Origin of the sequence: Vibrio algivorus (genome assembly GCF_030161215.1) — a bacterium.
GTDB classification, from domain to species: Bacteria; Pseudomonadota; Gammaproteobacteria; order Enterobacterales; family Vibrionaceae; genus Vibrio; species Vibrio algivorus.
The window spans coordinates 267,850-286,618 of sequence record NZ_BSPV01000003.1 but is presented as its reverse complement, the minus strand read 5'-3'; the positions used below and the strand labels follow the sequence as shown (position 1 = coordinate 286,618).

The 18,769-nt window shown below is 41.0% G+C and carries 18 protein-coding genes; 9 read left to right on the top strand and 9 right to left on the bottom strand.

What is annotated here, in order from left to right:
• Positions 1-37 precede the first annotated feature (37 nt).
• Positions 38-820 carry a TSUP family transporter gene (locus QQJ93_RS03000; RefSeq protein WP_089124020.1) on the top strand — a complete coding sequence of 261 codons (783 nt, stop codon included), beginning with the start codon at positions 38-40 and terminating at the stop codon, positions 818-820.
• Here QQJ93_RS03000 and QQJ93_RS02995 read toward each other — a convergent pair.
• Together QQJ93_RS02995 and QQJ93_RS02990 are read right to left on the bottom strand one after the other, a co-directional pair.
• Positions 771-1,616 carry a LysR family transcriptional regulator gene (locus tag QQJ93_RS02995; RefSeq protein ID WP_089124019.1) on the bottom strand — a complete coding sequence of 282 codons (846 nt, stop codon included), beginning with the start codon at positions 1,614-1,616 and terminating at the stop codon, positions 771-773. The two genes, QQJ93_RS03000 and QQJ93_RS02995, sit on opposite strands and share 50 nt — an antisense overlap.
• Positions 1,617-1,685: 69 nt before the next feature.
• Positions 1,686-2,531, bottom strand: a complete 846-nt coding sequence (locus QQJ93_RS02990) for a LysR family transcriptional regulator (RefSeq protein WP_089124018.1) — start codon at positions 2,529-2,531, stop codon at positions 1,686-1,688.
• Positions 2,532-2,696: 165 nt separating this feature from the next.
• On the opposite strand from QQJ93_RS02990, the gene QQJ93_RS02985 reads away from it, so the two are divergent.
• On the top strand, positions 2,697-3,344 hold the full coding sequence (locus QQJ93_RS02985) for a glutathione S-transferase family protein (RefSeq protein WP_089124017.1): 648 nt from the start codon (positions 2,697-2,699) through the stop codon (positions 3,342-3,344).
• A gap of 300 nt (positions 3,345-3,644) precedes the next feature.
• On the top strand, positions 3,645-4,283 hold the full coding sequence (locus tag QQJ93_RS02980; protein WP_284186026.1) for a LuxR C-terminal-related transcriptional regulator: 639 nt from the start codon (positions 3,645-3,647) through the stop codon (positions 4,281-4,283).
• 95 nt (positions 4,284-4,378) lie between these two features.
• On the opposite strand, the gene QQJ93_RS02975 is transcribed toward QQJ93_RS02980, so the two are convergent.
• The 6 genes from QQJ93_RS02975 to QQJ93_RS02950 all read right to left on the bottom strand — a co-directional run bounded on the left by QQJ93_RS02975 (position 4,379) and on the right by QQJ93_RS02950 (position 11,040).
• Positions 4,379-6,775 carry a fimbria/pilus outer membrane usher protein gene (locus QQJ93_RS02975; protein ID WP_089124015.1) on the bottom strand — a complete coding sequence of 799 codons (2,397 nt, stop codon included), beginning with the start codon at positions 6,773-6,775 and terminating at the stop codon, positions 4,379-4,381.
• The gene (locus tag QQJ93_RS02970) at positions 6,775-7,431 is read right to left on the bottom strand and encodes a fimbria/pilus periplasmic chaperone (RefSeq protein ID WP_089124014.1); all 657 of its coding nucleotides are present in this window, start codon (positions 7,429-7,431) and stop codon (positions 6,775-6,777) included. Before QQJ93_RS02970 ends, QQJ93_RS02975 begins: the two co-directional genes overlap by 1 nt.
• Before the next feature lie 55 nt (positions 7,432-7,486).
• Complete coding sequence (locus QQJ93_RS02965) at positions 7,487-8,050, bottom strand: hypothetical protein (RefSeq protein WP_089124013.1); 564 nt, start codon at positions 8,048-8,050, stop codon at positions 7,487-7,489.
• Between the two features lie 322 nt (positions 8,051-8,372).
• Positions 8,373-9,527 carry an aminotransferase-like domain-containing protein gene (locus tag QQJ93_RS02960; protein ID WP_089124535.1) on the bottom strand — a complete coding sequence of 385 codons (1,155 nt, stop codon included), beginning with the start codon at positions 9,525-9,527 and terminating at the stop codon, positions 8,373-8,375.
• Positions 9,528-9,716: 189 nt separating this feature from the next.
• On the bottom strand, positions 9,717-10,160 hold the full coding sequence (locus tag QQJ93_RS02955; RefSeq protein WP_416376240.1) for a DoxX family protein: 444 nt from the start codon (positions 10,158-10,160) through the stop codon (positions 9,717-9,719).
• Between the two features lie 100 nt (positions 10,161-10,260).
• On the bottom strand, positions 10,261-11,040 hold the full coding sequence (locus QQJ93_RS02950) for a DODA-type extradiol aromatic ring-opening family dioxygenase (RefSeq protein WP_089124012.1): 780 nt from the start codon (positions 11,038-11,040) through the stop codon (positions 10,261-10,263).
• Positions 11,041-11,237: 197 nt separating this feature from the next.
• Between QQJ93_RS02950 and QQJ93_RS02945 the strand changes: the two genes are divergently transcribed.
• The 4 genes from QQJ93_RS02945 to QQJ93_RS02930 all read left to right on the top strand — a co-directional run bounded on the left by QQJ93_RS02945 (position 11,238) and on the right by QQJ93_RS02930 (position 13,594).
• A complete protein-coding gene (locus QQJ93_RS02945; protein WP_089124011.1) occupies positions 11,238-12,143 on the top strand; it encodes a LysR family transcriptional regulator in 906 nt (301 codons plus the stop codon).
• Positions 12,144-12,226: 83 nt separating this feature from the next.
• A complete protein-coding gene (soxR, locus tag QQJ93_RS02940; protein WP_089124010.1) occupies positions 12,227-12,670 on the top strand; it encodes a redox-sensitive transcriptional activator SoxR in 444 nt (147 codons plus the stop codon).
• An 18-nt stretch (positions 12,671-12,688) separates the two neighbouring features.
• Positions 12,689-13,096 carry a ribosome recycling factor family protein gene (locus QQJ93_RS02935; protein ID WP_089124009.1) on the top strand — a complete coding sequence of 136 codons (408 nt, stop codon included), beginning with the start codon at positions 12,689-12,691 and terminating at the stop codon, positions 13,094-13,096.
• Positions 13,097-13,099: 3 nt separating this feature from the next.
• On the top strand, positions 13,100-13,594 hold the full coding sequence (locus tag QQJ93_RS02930) for a GNAT family N-acetyltransferase (RefSeq protein WP_089124008.1): 495 nt from the start codon (positions 13,100-13,102) through the stop codon (positions 13,592-13,594).
• 295 nt (positions 13,595-13,889) lie between these two features.
• Here QQJ93_RS02930 and QQJ93_RS02925 read toward each other — a convergent pair whose 3' ends face one another.
• A complete protein-coding gene (locus QQJ93_RS02925) occupies positions 13,890-15,089 on the bottom strand; it encodes a DEAD/DEAH box helicase (protein WP_089124007.1) in 1,200 nt (399 codons plus the stop codon).
• 223 nt (positions 15,090-15,312) lie between these two features.
• Here QQJ93_RS02925 and katG point away from each other — a divergent pair, with 223 nt between their 5' ends.
• On the top strand, positions 15,313-17,499 hold the full coding sequence (katG, locus tag QQJ93_RS02920) for a catalase/peroxidase HPI (protein WP_089124006.1): 2,187 nt from the start codon (positions 15,313-15,315) through the stop codon (positions 17,497-17,499).
• A gap of 253 nt (positions 17,500-17,752) precedes the next feature.
• Positions 17,753-18,730: a DUF1852 domain-containing protein gene (locus tag QQJ93_RS02915; protein ID WP_089124005.1), complete on the top strand. Its 978-nt coding sequence runs from the start codon at positions 17,753-17,755 to the stop codon at positions 18,728-18,730.
• Positions 18,731-18,769 lie beyond the last annotated feature (39 nt).

Below are 18,769 nucleotides of genomic sequence, written 5' to 3'. Positions count from 1 at the left end.
GACACTGATTTGAATTGAACGCAAACAAGGAAGGTAGATGGAACTGTCATTAGAAATCATGGCATTACTTGTCGGTGTAGCGGCATTAGCCGGTTTTATTGATGCAATGGCAGGTGGTGGTGGCTTATTGACCGTACCAGCATTGCTCGCGGCGGGTATTCCTCCCGCTCAAGCTTTAGCCACCAATAAACTGCAAAGCTCATTTGGTAGTTTCTCCGCCAGTTTATATTTTATTCGTAGCGGTACCGTAAAACTACAAACCATGTGGCTACCGATTGCTTGTACATTTATCGGATCCGCACTCGGCGCAGAAGCTGTCCAAGTGATTAAACCCGATCTATTAATGAGCATTATTCCTATCGTGCTAATTGCCATCTCAGGTTACTTTCTATTCTCTAAATCCGTAACACCACACCCCGATGATAAACCTAAACTTTCTGAGGCAGCATTCGCGCTAATCATCGGGACTAGTGTCGGCTTCTATGATGGATTTTTAGGACCAGGCACTGGCTCTATATTTGCCGTGTGTTTCGTGGCAATTGGTCGCTATAGCCTAGTCGCCGCCACTGCCCGTACTAAAATTCTTAATTTCACTTCTAATATTGCTGCTTTATCGTTTTTCATTATGGCCGGATTACCTATTTGGGAATTGGGGCTAACAATGGCAGTGGGTAATTTTCTTGGTGCACGTTTAGGAGCAAAAGTGGTACTTGGTAATGGACAAAAAATTATTCGTCCATTGGTCATTATTATGTCAATGACCATGGCACTTAAGCTTCTGTGGGAACAGCATCAGCAATGGCTGTTATCAATGCTTTAACTCGCTCATTACGATAAGTATTTGGCCTGCAACATAAGTGTACCGGGCGAAATAGCGGTTTTAGAACATCAAAACTAAAGCAATATTTCGTCTCAATCTTTAATGCTTTGACTATTGATAGTGGCACCAAAGCTGGCGCGACACCACCTAATGCTAGTTGCGCCGCTGCAGTATAGGAATCCATCTCCATCAATGCCGAAATACCGAGTTGAGATAACACGTCAAATTGGTAACGGTTCGCAGGGTTCGATAAATCATTAGTGATGATTTGTTGTGGCAAGGCTTGTAGGGGTTGTCGGCTAACCAACACAAAGGGCTCATCGCACAAGCGCAGTACCTCAAGGCCATGCTTCGAGGGAATTTCACCGGCACAAAAACCGATGGTCGCTTTACCCGACTGGACTCGTTCGACAATTCTTGGAGTATGGTGGGTACTGATGTGTATCGATGAGTCCTGCTCAAAATATCTTCCCATCATGCTAGATAAGTATCCAGCCACCAAGGTCTCTGAACAATCTAAATAAATGACTGTGTCATCATTTAAAGTATGTTGCTCATAGATTCGGCCTTGCAACTCATGGAAAGTGGGTTTGACACTGGCAATCAATTCTTTTGCCGCAGGTGTTAAACGTACATGCCGTCCATCTGGCACAATCAGCTTCTTACCTAACTTCTTTTCTAGCAAAGCGATGCGCTTACTCACCGCCGACTGGCTAATATACAGCTGACTACCAACTCGACTCATGGTTTTTTCATGACTCAAAACCAACAGGGTTTCAATACCTTCAAGTAACATAAAAATTAATGCTTATTGGGAATAGATAAGAAAATAATAACTCAATAAATGATGATCTACGATATCAATCTAAGTCAAAACACGATCAGAATAAATCCTACCGAGTTGATTCAAAAAATCAGAATTCAAGACTGGATGGCCTTTCACGGAAACAGACAATACGATATCAACCGCAGGTAATGGTGGCATATTCGGTAATACTTTGACGTTACCGCCAATACTTAATTTTCCCATTGCACCTATAGCTAAGCCACTTTGAACTAATCCTCGCTGCGCAGAAGCAGTATTGCAGCATGCAAGTAACTGGTAACTGATACCTCGTTTGGTTAAGCCATCAATTGCAGCAGCGTGGTATTTACAATCACTTTGGAATAAAGCTAAAGGAAGGGGTTCAGCTAAATTTAATTGATAACCGTGAGCGGCAATCCAAACACCTTGATCGGAAGTTAACCAATACCCTTCTTCTGTATTGGGTTGCCTAGTTAAAATTGCGGCGTCAAGTTTTCCATCATCAAGCCATTGCCTTAACGTCACACTGGGTTCACTATAGATATGCACTGAACACTTAGGCTCGGCTGCATAAATAGCGGCCATAAATGCAGGTAATACGGTGTCGTTATAATCTTCTGGACAACCAAGCATTAGCGAACGTTTACCTTTATTTGATTTCAACTGCTGTAACGCTTGATCGTGCATTGTTACTAATTGCTTAGCATGATTACTCAAACTGAGGCCAACTTCTGTCAAGACTAAATTCCGCCCTTCCTTAATAAATAGGCTCGAACCAGTTTCTTCTTCTAGTTTTCTCATTTGTGCACTCAAAGCAGATTGAGTACGATTAATTTGTTTCGCCGCACGTGTAAAACTGCCCGTTTCGACAAAGGCCAATAAGCTGCGAAGTGCGTCAATATCCATTTGATCTACCTAATTAATCCATCAATATTTTTAATATCTGCTATCAAAACTATCCGTTCGTTATCAAAGAAGCAATCATTTACAGTAAATCCACATAAGGACATATACCCAAGTAACTTCAAGGTGCAGAATTCACTTGCATATAACCATAAAAAAGGAACAAATATGCAGATTTATATCGGTAACCAAAATTACTCCAGTTGGTCACTACGCGGCTGGCTTATCTTCGCTCAATATAATCTTGAAGTAGAAGTAATAAAATTACCTCTCTTTAAGCCAGAGTTTTATCAAACCCTCAAAGCAATCACCCCGACCACTAAAGTCCCAACCTTAGTAGATAGCAACATCACCGTTTGGGATTCTCTGGCGATTTTAGAATATATCAATGAATGCTATCTCAATGGACAAGCATGGCCAAATGATCCTAGTCATAGAGCAAAAGCACGCGCACTTGCTTGTGAAATGCACTCGGGTTTTACTGCGTTACGCAATGAAATGCCAATGAACTGCCGAGCAACAAGACGAATAAAATTATCAGAAACCGCACGCCATGAAATAGAAAGAATAGACCAAATGTGGTCACAACAAATGAGCGAATTTCCTGAAGAATGGTTATTTGGAGAATGGTCTATCACCGATGCAATGTATGCACCTATCGCACTGCGTTTCCAAACTTACCAAATCTCTCTTTCTGATCTGGCGAGCCAATATCAGAAAAAAGTCATCAATAGCCCAGCGATACAACGTTGGTTAAATGAAGCCAGTTTAGAAACCGACATCGTACAAGAAGATGAAGCCGGAGATGAAGTTTAATCCAATCTAACTTTGAAATCACTTGGGTATAGATAAAATCATGCTTTTTTAATTACTCTAGTAAAAAAGTATGATTTTATATCTATCTTTAAATGAAAAACCGAGTGAACGTTAGTAAAATAAGAACTAAAGTTTAATATAAAAAAGACAATTAGCACTTTAGTTTTACAATACACTATAAAATAAAAACTTTAGTTTATTTTTAATAAAAAATAGCAAAAAACATATCCCCCTGATAATTGATAATCACGGCATTTATTCTATACATAATGAGTAATTAATTATTATGAAGGAAAAATGATGAAAAACATGGATGTCATGCTACTCTCCACTAGCTGTATTCAGAGTCAATTAATGAAAGAATTATTATCTGAATCGTTAGGGCCATCAGTCAGCCTGGTTAATCAACAAACCTTGACTTATCATGACTGGAACCGACCTGCACTCATCTTAGTCGATCTCGCCAACTTACCCGATTCAAGCCAACCGTGGGAAGAGTATCTACGTAGCATGAAAGACCATATCAGCACCGTTCTTCTTAATACCCAAGAAAGTATTTCTGCTCAAAAATTGTTACAGTGGCCGAATGTATACGGCTACTTTTCTCATTATGAAGACCAAGAAACACTCATTAAAGGCTTGGCAAAAGTATTAGAAGGTGAATACTGGATCCCACATTCTATGTTAATCGAAATGTTACTTTATCTTCAGTCGATAAAACCAATAACAACGACTTCAATTGAGCTAACAAGCCGAGAAATTGATGTTCTCAATTTATTATCTAATAACAAAAGTAACACCGAAATAGCGAATGAACTCTTTGTAAGTGAACACACAATAAAATCTCATTTATATAAAGCATTTAAAAAAATCAATGTAAAAAACCGAATGCAAGCCAAAAGGTGGGCACGTTGCAACCTTCCTTTATATGAAAATTAAATAAATATTAATAGAGTTTTCTTTATTTAATAGATAAGAAAAATGTTGCAAATTTATATAACATAAAAATGGTTAAAAAGTAGGGCAAGAAAATTTTAACGAAACTCTACCGCGAGTGGTTCCAACTGAACAAACATCCCATCAACAGAATTTTTATCATCAATATAAACCATTTGCGATTTATATTGGTCGCTATAGAAGTTAAGCTCATATTGCCCTTTAGGGATCATATCAACTTCAAACTCGCCTGCTGTACCAGTATAAAATGGAAAACTTCGACTACCATCTTCAGAGACAAACTCACCGACAACATCGACAAGTGGCTCACCATGAACTTTTAACTGGCCAGTGACGAGCAACCCTTTAATCATCTCTAAATTAACACTTGAACCTCTGCGTAAACCTCCTTGTACAACGAATTCGGAAAACTCTAACTCTTGGTCAAATGCTAACTCTCGGGTATTCACTTCGATTAAGCGCTCTCGACGATTACTCACTTCTGTAATTAAAGATGTCGAACCACCTTGTTCTTTCGGCACAATAGCAACACGGCCATAATCATTTTTCACTAAACGGTAATCATCACTCTCATCTTCTAGGCTCACAATGGTAAATCCAGAACTGACTGGCGATGTCCAAACAATGTCTGTTCCAGAAAAAGCCACTCCAGTTTCCAACCCGACACTACCCACTCTCGTCCGATTCTCTGCATCAATTTCATTGGTAGAACTGAGACGAATATTTCCGTTTAAGTAGTCACCATATTTTTTATAATAAAGGTCAGCGCCATCATATTCATGATCGCGAAAATTCGCCGTACCTCGCCAACTTTGGTCAATACCATAGCGATAGAAAGACAAGGCATTTTCACTGTGCTCTTTATTTGAATCATAACGAGATGACACGCTAAAACGCTGATTAAATAAGCTGATTGGTATATTCGCGGAAATGGTAAAACTCTCTTCACTATCACCATAGGTCTCTTTCCAGCGCAGATTTACCCCTAGAGTCAAGTAGTCCCATAAACGATAACTAGTATTCAAAGCTAGAGAGTTTTCAACGTTCTCATTATCATCAAAACGTGAATAGCCATTAAAAGACATGTAACCATTAGTGATTGGGAGATTTAACCCCGTACTAAAGCGGATATATTGCTGAGTTTGATAGCCAATAATTGGTTCTTGGTAACTATACTCATAACTGATATTGGTATTATTCAACGCACCCCAAGCCGTTTCAGGTAAATAATAGCTCACTTTTCCCTTATAAAGATCACTTTCCTCGGTTTGCTTTAGTCCTGTTTCTAAGGTCAGAAAGTCATCCCACACGGCGAAGTTATGCAGCAAGTTATAATCTTGCACATCTTGCTGCCATTCCACTTTAGGAGAAATTGTCCACCAATCGGTCAAGCCATATGACAATACCATCTGCGCGGCTGGTACTTCATCATTAAGTTCCTTGATCCCTTCAGCGTTGTAACTCTGTACATAACCTGCTGTCCATTGGGTTTCCAGCGTTCCTCCTAGTAAAATCTCAGGAACATTAACTAAGTTATAAAACTGCACCACTTCTGATCCACCTTGGTCGATATAACTCACTTCAACTTCATTTACCCCATTATCAATAGGTAGATCACGCAGATTATATTGACCTGGTGCGAGACGAATGCGACGAAAATCTTCACCGTTAATTCGAATGGTGACAATGGAGGTTGACTCTAAAACAATCGGAACAGAGTTAGGCCGGTAGTAGTCACGTAAATATTGCGGTTGGTAAGAATAGGAAAGTCCGAAGATATCACCTGGGTTGAGCTGCTGAATTTGAGTATCAGAATAATAATCTCCCACTTGAAGAAAACCGTAGTTATTCGGCAAGTCATACATTAACCGAGAAGCATCACGCTGAACTTTCACTTCCTCATTGATACTGTTACGAGAAAATGTATGACCGTCTTCAAAGGTTAAAGGACCTATGGCAATACCAGTTCGTAATGCTAAGCTGTCGGAATATTGCGATGTATCATCAAGATTATGAGTATGGGAATAATAAAGATTAAACACCCCACTAACAGGACTAGGTTCGATTCTACGAACGTGTTTTGCATACTCTTTTTTAGACGAATAGCCACCAAACGGAATATCGATTTCTTCAAGTTGTTCTGCAGGAATATCAATCGTAATAATTAACATATCCTCATCGAAATTGGCACTCCATCCTAGCTTTTGCATGTCACTAGAGACAATTCGCGCATCCATAAACTCTTTAACTAACTTGGTTTTAATACTGTCTAGCACGATAGGAGACACTTTATCGACAAACTCACCACTATCGAGTTGCCAATCAGAAATATTCTCATTAGATAAATAAGCGGTAATTTGTACTCGTTTGGTCGGTAGATCAACATCAATCGGCATTGGAATTCTTTCTTCAGCCCACGCGGTTAGTGGCCCTCCAAATGCAAACATTAGCGTGATAACTGACCAAAGTTTCATTAGTCAAATTCAAGAATATCAATTGAATTCACTTGGCTTGGGGCAATACCTGGCTTGATCGGCAGCACCAGGTTAGATTTGGCTAACATATTAATTGTTGGCAGTGTCTCTTTGTAAGTCACTTCCCCACTTGAACCTTGATTAAACACTAAACCCCAGTTACTTAGCACTGTATGCTTATTACCTAAGTTTTGAATAGATACTTTGCCAGCATCCATCGTAGCAACAATGTTATGCTCAGCTTTTTCTGGTGTGACATACACGGAAGTGACAAATCGATAATTAAATTTCATTCCTTCTTGTTCACCCACGATAATGGGCTCAAAAATCACCCGATAAGATCGTTCGTTTTGTAATGCTTTTTTCCCTAAATACATTACTTTAATTCTTTTTGCTTGTTGTGGGTTTAATATGATTTTACTTGGGAAAATACGCAGTTCTTTCGTTTCTTCATTCACCTCATTACCGGTTGAATCCATCGTTCTGTAATATGTTTTAACTAAGTAGGTTTGCTGCTCACCAGATTTATTTTCAATGGTATAACTAGATACTGGTTTCTTTATATCTATATCCATTGAAAGCGGCGTGATCATGACATTAGCTAAAGCTGATATGGAAAATAGCGAAGTAATAATAAAAAGTATTATTTTAAACATAGTGCAACCTTAAATAATAAAGAGGAGGAAGCCCCCCTCTTTTTATTTTATAAAACTATAGAGCGACAAGAGAAAAGGTAATAGTTTCTGTGTAGTGGCCACTACCTGCATTATCAAACGCACCTGCAGCAGTTTCTAAAGTAAGTTTAAATTGTTGTTCCCCAGGCTCATAGTCTGAAGTAAACACTCCATTCATATTCGCACCACCGGTATAAGTAAATGATGCATTGCTAACTTGAAGTTTCGGTCCATTCTTAACCGATGGAGTTAGTGTATAAGGGATCGTATCACCGCCATCACTATTAAATAAACCACCTTGAGCTAAGCTAACATCGATGTTATAACCATCATTAGAGTTACACTTTACCGCCCCACTGATACTTTGAGGGTTTTTATCAGTAATATTATTCAGCTCTAGTATTTTATTATGTCCAGAACTTAATTCTGCAATTTCACCAAGAGATGTGTCCGCATCACCGGTTGCCAGTAAACCAATATTACAAACTAATGGCACCGCATGAGTAAGGGTCACTGACGCAGTTTCATTACCGTCGGCCAATGCATTAGATGACGCTGCAGCTAAGCTGAGCATCGCAACTGTTATTGCTGTTTTTTTCATAATAATTCCTTTTACCGTTCAACGGATGTTTTCATTAAAATTGACGTGACATTGACAATCACTCATTTAATTTAGTCGAACAAATAAAAAAGCAAGTATGAAATAAAAGGGAATAAACCATGAGATATTTATTAAACATTCACTCCATTATTCATTGGTAATAAAAAACCAATAAAACATGAAAAGTAATATTTTATAACTAATTAATAGTGAATTAAGGTATGGGATTTTTATGAATTAGTATCATGGGATAAGAAATGAAAAGGCCAAGAACCTTATTCAATTCTTGGCCTTAAATTTGACATGAAATTAGATCTAAAGTTTATTTACAGTCCGCTTTAATTACTGCCACTAAACGATCGACTGCTACAACTAACTCCTCCGTCGTCGCATTGGTAAAGTTCAAGCGAAGTGCTGGCGTCACCTTCTCACCTTGCTTGTAAAATACAGAACTAGGAACCACAGCGACTTTATTTTTCAAAGCCGCTTTTGCCAAAGTAAAGTCATCGCACTCTGGTAAGGTTAACCAAATAAACATACCACCTTCTACTGGATGAAAGTGACAACCTTGGGGCAATTTAGCGGTCAGTTGATCAGCCAAACATTGGTAACGCTCTTGATAAATATCCCGCAACGTTTCTAAGTGCGTAGGAAAGTCTTGATGATTTAACAAATCAAGCAATACCGCTTGCATTGGAATACTTGAATGCAAATCAGCGCATTGCTTTACTTTCACAAGCGGTGCAATCCACTCAGCTTTACCGGTTACAACGCCCATACGCATGCCTGGTGCAGCAATTTTTGAATAAGAACGCAGTACTAATGCACTTTCTGGGCAGAAGCTAGACACAAGTGGCAACATCTCTCCCATAAAACGCAGTTCACGATATGGCACATCTTCCACTAACGTCACATCATATTGTTGACACAATTTCGCTACTTTTTGACGAACTTCCAAACTCCACGACACACCAGTCGGGTTATGAAAATCAGGCACGGCATAAAACAATTTTGGCGCTTGTTCAGCAAAACACGCTTCTAACTCGGCAAGGTTTGGGCCATCTGCTTGTTGTGACACACTAATCACATTGGCTTGTGCTAAACCAAATACTTGCAATGCACCTAGATAGCTTGGCGCTTCCATTACCACTTTGTCATTTGAATTCACAAACGCACGCGCGATTAAATCCAGAGCTTGTTGAGAGCCCGTACAAACTAATGATTCATGATGTTCAGGAAGTAAAAACTGAGTACGAAAATAATCAAGCAATGGGCCATAACCAGCAGTTTGACCATATTGGAACAGCGCAGGTTTTTGCGGCAATGAAGTCAACGACTCATCCATTAAGGAAATCGGGAAAGTATTTCCGTCCGGTAATCCGCCAGCCAAAGAAATAACGCCTTCTGCTTGAGCGTCCATTAGAATTTCACGAATATAAGAAGGTTGGATTTGCTGTAATGCTTGAGTAAGTTCCATGTTCCAGCTCAGACTATTATTAGATTCGTCCATTGTACGCCTTCTTCACATCTCGGCAATATCATAAATACAAATTATCCGCTTCAGAATTAAATCTACTGCTTTACTGTCAGTACTCATTCCAGTCAATAGACAAGATACAAAAATGCCCAGTATTTCCACTGGGCATTGTAAAGAATGAGCGCTTAATTAACGTTTAAACTTCTCAGCTAGTAGGTTATCTAAACCAATACGGCCAGAACCTGAAACCAGTAGAGAAACCGCAATTGCTAATAACGCTAAACCAAACTCGTAGCCACCGTTGGCGAGGAATAAACCGTTACTAATATGCACTGACAAGATCGCCACCAGCATAGTAAACGCCACCACAAATGCTGATGGACGAGTCAGTAAACCAATCAATAAAAACAGGCCACCAAAGAACTCACCAGAACCGGCTAAGAATGCCATTAACACACCCGGCTCTAAGCCCAATGACGACATAAACTGACCAGTCCCTTCTAGGCCGCCGCCGCCAAACCAGCCGAATAATTTTTGCGAGCCATGCGCCATTAAGGTAATGCCAGTCGGTACACGTAAGATAAGTGGCGCGTAGCTTGCTGGAGATTGAAGTACTTTTTGAATAACTGACATGATGATTTCCTTTCGAATGATCTGACTAAAATAGTGGTAAAAAATAACCTTGTTAAACATATTGCTGTAATAAAAAATATTGTTGCGTTAGCAATCGAAGCTAGTGCCACAAATACGATTCCATTGATAAAGCGTGATGCTGGATCCCGCCTTTCAAGACAGAAAAGTCATCATTTATTTGGCTTGCCCCTAATGCCACCAGCAAAGGCAAATAATGCTCATGTGTTGGATGGGCGCGGAAAAAATCTTGTTGTAACTGAGGCGCGCTCATTAATGCTTTACCATCTCGGTTAGTCATTTGCTCACGCACCCATTGTTCAAACCTCACTACGTAATCAGCGGCTTGATTTGAATCTCTCACAATGTCGCCTAAGTTATGAGTAATCGAACCTGAACCGATAATCGCCACACCTTGCTCACGCAGTTGACTTAAGGTTTGCCCTAATCGATACACATCTTCACCGCTCGAGTATGAATTGATCGACACTTGAATCACCGGAATATCGGCCTTTGGCACTAGATGCATTAAAGGTACCCACGCGCCGTGATCTAAGCCCCGCTCAGCCTGCAACTGCACGTTAAAGCCGGCCTGCTCTAGCTGCTGTTCAATCTCAAGCGCTAAACTTGGATTGCCTGCCACCGGATATTGCAATTGGTATAACTCAGTTGGAAAGCCGCCAAAATCATGAATCGTTTGTGGTGCATTATCAGACGTCACGCCGGTATAGCCGTTGGTCATCCAATGCGCCGACACCACCACAATCGCTTTTACTGCGTTAAATTCGCTTTGGTGCTGATCTAGTAATTCACGGGCATGACTAGCTTCAATGGCAAACATTGGCGAACCATGTCCTACAAACATCACTGGTGCTAATTTCATAACCGCTCCTCATTACCTAGATTTGTTCACCGGAATCCATCGTGACTAACGCGCCTATTCGCTGCTCAGCTTGATTATGTTTCCGTTTCCGCTTCATTAATATGAAGTTTGCATCTATTGCGTTTTATTGACAATACGACTAATAATGAACGCATTGTTTAGATATTTTTAACAGTGGTAATAAAAAGGCCCAGCTCATGGATAAATTGAACGTAATGAATAGCTTTGTGTTCGTGGCAGAAAAAGGCTCTTACACCGCAGCTGCGCAGCATTTAGGCAGGACCAAAGCATTAATGAGTACCCATGTTTCTCAACTTGAAAATGCGTTAGAAGTTCGGCTCATCCACCGTTCCACCCGCGGGTTACAACTCACCGATGCCGGACGAGCCTATTACGAGCAAGCCAAACGAATTTTAGATGATATTTCGATGGTGGAAGTTGGGCTAAAAAGCGATCAACAACAAGTCGCGGGGCGATTACGCATCAGCGCACCGACCACTTTTGGCGAATGTGTTTTGATGCCTTTTGTGGCGCAATTTATTAAGCAACATCCGGATCTCAATATCGATGTAGTGCTCAATGATCGCTTTGTGGATTTGGTGTCGGAAGGCTACGATCTGGCGATTCGCATTGGCCACCTACAAGATTCTGATTTAATTGCGGTATCGGTTGGCCACATGACATTGAAAGTCTGCGCCTCACCTCAGTTTATTGCGCAATATGGCTTGCCTAATCATCCGCATCAATTATCGAACCTGCCAGCTGTATTTGATAGCAACTACAAAGGTCCCAAACTCAGACAATGCTTTAAACAAGGCGAAACTTTTAGCTTTCCGATCCAAGCGACCATTTCGGTCAATAATGCGCTTGCTTCAGCGACCTTAGCGGCCAATGCCAATCTGCTTACCATCAGCCCTGATTTTGCGGTGGATCCTTATATAAAGTCGGGAAAACTCAGTCAATTATTACCAGATTACGATTTCGGCGCTTACCCAGTTAACGTGGTATACAGCCATAGAAAATATCTACAACACAAGGTTAATGTGTTTAATCAAGCGCTCAAAGCCTACATGGCTCAATCATATCCGACACAAAGATCGTGAATCATAAAGCTCTTAAACCATAAACCTCGTGATACCGCATACCTTAAGTTAAAATGAGGTTTCAAGAAGAAGGAATATTCAACATGGACATGAGTGTGGGCCAAGTGGCGAAGCGTGCTGGGATTAGCGTGGCAACCTTACATTTTTATGAACAAAAAGGGCTTATCTACAGTAGCCGTAATGCAGGCAACCAGCGACGCTACCCAAGGCAAATTCTGCGCCGGATTGCCGTGATCAAAGCGGCGCAAAATGTTGGCCTGACTTTGCAAGAAATCGCAGACCAGCTTGCTTATTTACCCAAGCATCGCGCGCCGAAAAAAGACGAATGGGAAACCTTAGCCAACCATTGGCAGCAACAACTGACACAAAAGATCCAGCAATTGCAAACGCTGCAAACTCAACTCGGCAGTTGCATTAATTGCGGTTGTTTATCATTAGATAGCTGCGCGCTGTATAATCCAGAAGACAGCAAACCTGTGACTCAGGCGGGCGCAAAACTAAGTATCATCCCAACGACATCTGAATGAATATAAATACAAACACTTATGGCGAAAGCGAAAGTTAATCCAAACCACATCATCATTGCCCTGCCGTCACTGATCCATCGCATCGGTGGAGACCATAACGCGCAAGCCAAACAATTAGCGCATCACCTAGGTTGTGAATTAAAACGCATCCGCCGTTCACGCAATTGGCAAATCATTGGTGAAAGAGACAACCTGCAAACCTTTCAAAACACGCTTCAGCATGAATCGGAGCTAAAGTTCCAATACCTGATCAGCAAGCTGCAACAAGGCTTAGCTCAGCCAGATGACAAGCTTGATTCGAAAGCCGAGCAATTAGCCACCTTAATTAAGCAGCAACCAGATATCACGTTAAGTGAATTAATGGAAAAGACCCATTGCACGTTAGTCGAAGCCCGATTAGCTAGAGAAACGGTAGAAGGGTTTTAGTCAATGAACAAAATAAATAACGCCACCATCCATATTCGACACTATCAAGTCAGTGATGCCCAAATCTTACGTCAGTTGTTTTTCAACACCGTTAGGCTGGTTAACACCAAAGATTACACTCAAGCGCAAGTTACGGCATGGGCACCGAGTGATTATGACGAGCAAGTTTGGGCCCAGCATATGCAAACACTCAACCCCTTGGTTGCAGAGATAGATGGGAAGATTGTTGGTTATGCCGATTTGCAATCTGACGGGCTGATTGATCATTTCTTCTGCCATCATCAGTATCAAGGTTGTGGTGTGGGAAAAGCACTGATGCAATCTATTTTAGAGCTTGCTAAGCAACGAAATATCCATACGCTGTATTCTCATGTCAGCAAAACAGCAAAACCGTTTTTTGAGCGATTGGGATTTGTAGTCGAGAAAAAACAAGAAGTTGAAGTGAGAGAACAAGTACTGACCAATTTTAAAATGAAGAAATCAGTACTCGACAGCTGATGATATCACTTACTGTAAATATAAACGCTTCAAATAAACCAGAAGTATTTAACCTCAGCTTCGGATAAGAGTGTCACAATAATATACCCAAGTAACTCACTGATATACAAAAGATAAAAATATCTGTCAGGCATCTAGGATTGATGACTTTCTCTCAATGCTGCAATTTGGGATGGATAACAAGGCAAAATCATAAGTCAATAGCTGGCCTATTGCGTTGATTTTAACGAAGTTAGACGCCTAAAGTGCTGTATTGAGTGACTTCTAGTTATCCGCAGCTGAGGTTATTTATATTTTAATTTTCCTTACGATTCTCACGCTTATGCTTAGGCACATAATTTAAAATAGAAATCGGCACTTCTTTGTTTGGCGTAAAGCCTTCCACCGTTTGACGTTTAATCAAATGCCCAAGGCGACTTTCAATCATACATAGGTTTTTAAAGTCATCACGAGAGACCAATGATACCGCCTCGCCTTTGGCGCCTGCGCGGCCAGTACGGCCAATTCGGTGTACATACTCATCGGCGGGGAACGGCATATCGTAGTTAATCACACACGGTAGATCCTCGATATCAATACCACGCGCCGCAACACCTGTCGCCACTAAATATTTCACTTTACCTTGTTTAAACTCTTCTAATACTCGCGCGCGAGATGCTTGATTACGACCACTGTGGATAGCTTCTGCTGCAATGCCACGTTTTTCTAATTGAGAAACTAACTTTGCCGCACCATGTTTGGTACCGATAAATATCAATACTTGAGACCAATCTCGCTCAGTCAATAAATAACTCAACAAGGCTGACTTTCTATCTTTATCAACCGTAATTAGATACTGGTTAATCGAGTCTTTCGATGCTTGATGTTTCGCAATCACGATTTCTTCAGGATCGCTAATTGCCGTGCGGGCTAACTCTCGCACAGGGTTAGAAAGCGTTGCCGAAAATAACAAGTTCTGAATGTTTTCCGGTAGGCGCGCTAAGATCTTATTAATATCTTCAATAAAGCCCATGTCTAACATGCGATCAGCTTCATCTAACACCAACATTTCCACTTCATCAAAATGCACAGAATGCTGACCGTATAAATCGATCAAACGGCCTGGGGTTGCTACCAGAATATCTACTCCATCGATTAACGCTTGTTTCTGTGGTGCGTAATCTACCCCGCCGAACATCGCCATTGATTTAAGATTCAAATGCTTACCATAAGCTTTTATATTTTCATCAACTTGGATAGCAAGTTCGCGAGTAGGCACTAGAATTAAAGCTCGAATACGTTTTTTACGCTGAGTTTGACCTGCACTTAATCGCTGTAATATTGGCAATACAAAACTGGCGGTTTTACCGGTACCGGTTTGGGCAGCAGCGATTAAGTTTTGTCCATCGAGAATGATAGGAATTGCTTTACGTTGTATTTCGGTTGCTTGCTCGTAACCTTGCTCAGCAACCGCTTGCTGGATCAAAGGGCTTAATTCTAATGTTGAAAATGACATTCAGTTTCTCAAAATGTGAAATAGATGCCCTATTGTAGCTAATTTATACCAACATCAATAACCAATATCACAAATAAAAAAGCTGTACTCATTTAACCTTTGAATTAATAAGGAAATACCTATTAATAGAATCGGTAATATCGATTAGTCAGGTTCTGTTATTTGGCGTAAGTTTTTAGTTAACAAAACGTTATTACAATTAAACCCCACAGGGAGACACACTATGTCTAGTGAATCAAAATGCCCGTTTCACAACAGTGGCAACACAGCTGCAACAGGAACTCAAAATAAAGATTGGTGGCCTAACCAACTTGACCTTTCAATCCTTCATCAACAAGGCCAAAAATCTGACCCTATGGATCCAGATTTTGATTATGAAAAAGAATTTCTAAGCCTAGACCTTAAGGCTGTTAAAAAAGACCTGCACGACTTAATGACCGATTCTCAAGATTGGTGGCCAGCTGACTTCGGCCATTATGGTCCATTATTCATTCGTATGGCGTGGCATAGTGCAGGTACTTACCGCGTACAAGATGGTCGCGGCGGCGGCGGTACGGGTCAACAACGTTTTGCGCCTCTCAATAGCTGGCCAGATAACGTTAACCTTGATAAAGCTCGTCGTCTGATTTGGCCTATCAAGCAAAAATATGGCAAAAAAATCTCTTGGGCTGACTTATTTATCCTAACGGGTAACGTTGCACTAGAATCAATGGGCTTTAAAACCTTTGGCTTTGCTGGCGGTCGTAAAGACGTTTGGGAACCAGAGCAAGACGTATACTGGGGCCAAGAAACTACATGGCTTGAAGATGACAAACGCTACACTGGCGACCGTGATCTAGACGATCCACTTGCAGCAGTACAAATGGGTTTGATCTACGTGAATCCAGAAGGGCCAGGCGGTAAACCCGATCCGTTACTTGCCGCTAAAGACATCCGCGATACTTTTGCTCGTATGGCAATGGACGATGAAGAAACCGTTGCGCTTATCGCAGGTGGTCACACCTTCGGTAAAACACACGGTGCAGGCGATGCAGCGAATGTCGGTGCGGATCCAGAAGCGGCCGATATCGAAGCACAAGGCTTTGGTTGGCACAACAAATTTGGTACCGGTGTCGCTGGTGATGCCATTGGTTCTGGCCTTGAAGTAACTTGGACTCAGACACCAACTAAATGGAGCTACTACTTCCTAGATAACCTATTCAAATATGAATGGGATCTTGTGAAAAGCCCTGCAGGTGCATGGCAATGGGTTGCAAAAACCGATGATGCGAGTGTTCCAGATGCATTTGAAGCCGGTAAAAAGCATAAACCAACTATGCTAACCACTGACTTGTCGCTACGCTTCGATCCTGAGTATGAAAAAATCTCACGTCGCTTCCTAGCCAACCCTCTTGAATTCCAAGAAGCATTTGCTCGTGCATGGTTTAAACTAACGCACCGCGACATGGGGCCAAAAGCACGTTACTTAGGCCAAGAAGTACCAGCAGAAGATTTGATTTGGCAAGATCCAATCCCAGAAGTAAAACACCCTCTGATTGATAAAGCCGATGAAGCAGATCTGAAAAAACAAGTTCTAGCATCTGGCCTATCGATTTCTGAGCTTGCAAGCACGGCTTGGGCAGCAGCATCTAGCTTCCGTGGCTCAGACATGCGTGGTGGTGTAAACGGTGCTCGTATCCGTCTTGCTCCGCAAAAAGATTGGGAAGTGAACCAACCGGAACAACTGGCTAAAGTGCTCGCTAAACTGGAAGAAGTTCAAGAGCAATTCAACCAAACAACAACCGGTGGTAAACAAGTATCTCTGGCTGATTTGATTGTTCTCGCCGGTAACGTTGCCGTAGAACAAGCAGCGAAAAATGCTGGTGTAACCGTTGAAGTACCGTTCCACGCAGGCCGTGCCGATGCCACTCAAGAGCAAACTGAAGTGGAATCATTCGAATACTTGAACCCAATTGCCGATGGTTTCCGCAACTACGACAGCGGTAAAACTAAAGCCCCTGCTGAGTTCCAGTTAATCGACAAAGCACAACTTCTTACTCTAAGCGCGCCAGAAATGACGGTACTTATCGGTGGTCTGCGTGTTCTAGGCACCAACTACGGTCAAACCGAGTACGGCGTGTTTACCGATAAAGAAGAAACATTAAGCAATGACTTCTTCGTGAACTTGCTTGACATGTCAACAGAGTGGAAAGCCACAGGCGACGATAAAAAACTGTACCAAGGTACTGATCGTAAGTCTGGTGAAGTGAAATGGAAAGCCACCCGTGCTGACCTTGTCTTCGGTTCAAACTCTCAGCTACGTGCAGTGGTAGAAGTTTACGCTTGCTCTGACGCTAAAGAGAAGTTCGTAAAAGACTTCGTGAAAACTTGGACTAAAGTAATGGAACTGGATCGCTTTGACCTGAAATAAGCCCTTAAATAAGGCAAAGAAATCCTAATCTAAGATGATGAAATCCCCAGCTCATTGAGTTGGGGATTTTTGTTTATCTTGTTTTTATACACCCATTCCACCAACATGAAATTCATTCATGATCAATATTAAGTTATCCCATTTTCTTTCATACACACATATCAGTATAACAACCATATCGCTTATCAATTTTCGGCCTCAAGCCATGTGTGCAATCAATGAATGCAGACTCTAATAAATGGATGTAAATGTTATGAACAAAGACTTCAACTTCAAAATTAGTCGTATTCGCTTTGATGAAAACTATCGCCCTTCAGACAATACTCGTATTACCACAAATTTTGCCAACTTGGCACGTGGTGAAAGCCGCGAAAGTAATTTGCGTAATGCACTCAAAATGATGAACAACCGCTTTAACGCGCTCGCAAACTGGGATAACCCAACTCACGACCGTTATTCTGTTGAGATTGATATCGTATCGGTTGATATTGATTTAGAAGGTAATGGACACACTTTCCCATCAATTGAAGTTTTGCAAACACACATCGTTGATAACAAAACCAAGCAACGCATTGAAGGGATTGTAGGAAATAACTTTTCTTCTTATGTAAGAGATTATGATTTTAGCGTATTACTACTCGAACATAACAAAAACCAGGCTCAGTTTAGTATCCCAGACAACTTTGGTCAGCTGCATGGCAATATATTTAAGAGCTTTGTAAATTCAGAAACATACAAAGAAAACTTTCACAAATCACCGGTAATCTGTCTAAGTGTTTCTGACAATAAAGTATATAAGCGAAGCGGAAATCAGCACCCTATTTTAGGCTTTGAATATCAACCTAATGAGTCTTCATTAACCGAACAATACTTCAAGAAGATGGGTCTGCAAGTACGCTACTTTATGCCACCTAATACTGTTGCCCCACTGGCTTTCTATTTCTTTGGTGATTTACTCAATGACTACAGCAATTTAGAGCTAATAGGCACCATCAGCACCATGGAAACTTTCCAAAAAATCTATCGCCCTGAAATTTATAACGCCAATGCAGTCGCTGGTACGAGTTACCAACCTAATTTAAAAAACGAAGATCATTCACTGACACAAATTATTTATGACCGTGAAGAGCGTAGCCAGCTTGCTAAAGAACAGGGTAAATTCACTCATGAGAATTTCATCAAGCCATATCACTCTCTATTAGAACAGTGGTCAAACAACTGCACGCTTTAAATTAACAAGGTTTTATACCCAAAATAATTGGCATTGCAG

Coding starts and splice junctions, on each gene's coding strand:
- katG (WP_089124006.1), top strand. CDS start 15,313: ATGTCTAGTGAATCAAAATGCCCGTTTCACAACAGTGGCAACACAGCT.
- QQJ93_RS02965 (WP_089124013.1), bottom strand. CDS start 8,050: ATGAAAAAAACAGCAATAACAGTTGCGATGCTCAGCTTAGCTGCAGCG.
- QQJ93_RS02960 (WP_089124535.1), bottom strand. CDS start 9,527: ATGGAACTTACTCAAGCATTACAGCAAATCCAACCTTCTTATATTCGT.
- QQJ93_RS02935 (WP_089124009.1), top strand. CDS start 12,689: ATGGCGAAAGCGAAAGTTAATCCAAACCACATCATCATTGCCCTGCCG.
- QQJ93_RS02925 (WP_089124007.1), bottom strand. CDS start 15,089: ATGTCATTTTCAACATTAGAATTAAGCCCTTTGATCCAGCAAGCGGTT.
- QQJ93_RS02985 (WP_089124017.1), top strand. CDS start 2,697: ATGCAGATTTATATCGGTAACCAAAATTACTCCAGTTGGTCACTACGC.
- QQJ93_RS02915 (WP_089124005.1), top strand. CDS start 17,753: ATGAACAAAGACTTCAACTTCAAAATTAGTCGTATTCGCTTTGATGAA.
- QQJ93_RS02980 (WP_284186026.1), top strand. CDS start 3,645: ATGAAAAACATGGATGTCATGCTACTCTCCACTAGCTGTATTCAGAGT.
- QQJ93_RS02950 (WP_089124012.1), bottom strand. CDS start 11,040: ATGAAATTAGCACCAGTGATGTTTGTAGGACATGGTTCGCCAATGTTT.
- QQJ93_RS02955 (WP_416376240.1), bottom strand. CDS start 10,160: ATGTCAGTTATTCAAAAAGTACTTCAATCTCCAGCAAGCTACGCGCCA.
- QQJ93_RS02930 (WP_089124008.1), top strand. CDS start 13,100: ATGAACAAAATAAATAACGCCACCATCCATATTCGACACTATCAAGTC.
- QQJ93_RS02995 (WP_089124019.1), bottom strand. CDS start 1,616: ATGTTACTTGAAGGTATTGAAACCCTGTTGGTTTTGAGTCATGAAAAA.
- QQJ93_RS02990 (WP_089124018.1), bottom strand. CDS start 2,531: ATGGATATTGACGCACTTCGCAGCTTATTGGCCTTTGTCGAAACGGGC.
- QQJ93_RS03000 (WP_089124020.1), top strand. CDS start 38: ATGGAACTGTCATTAGAAATCATGGCATTACTTGTCGGTGTAGCGGCA.
- soxR (WP_089124010.1), top strand. CDS start 12,227: ATGGACATGAGTGTGGGCCAAGTGGCGAAGCGTGCTGGGATTAGCGTG.
- QQJ93_RS02945 (WP_089124011.1), top strand. CDS start 11,238: ATGGATAAATTGAACGTAATGAATAGCTTTGTGTTCGTGGCAGAAAAA.
- QQJ93_RS02970 (WP_089124014.1), bottom strand. CDS start 7,431: ATGTTTAAAATAATACTTTTTATTATTACTTCGCTATTTTCCATATCA.
- QQJ93_RS02975 (WP_089124015.1), bottom strand. CDS start 6,775: ATGAAACTTTGGTCAGTTATCACGCTAATGTTTGCATTTGGAGGGCCA.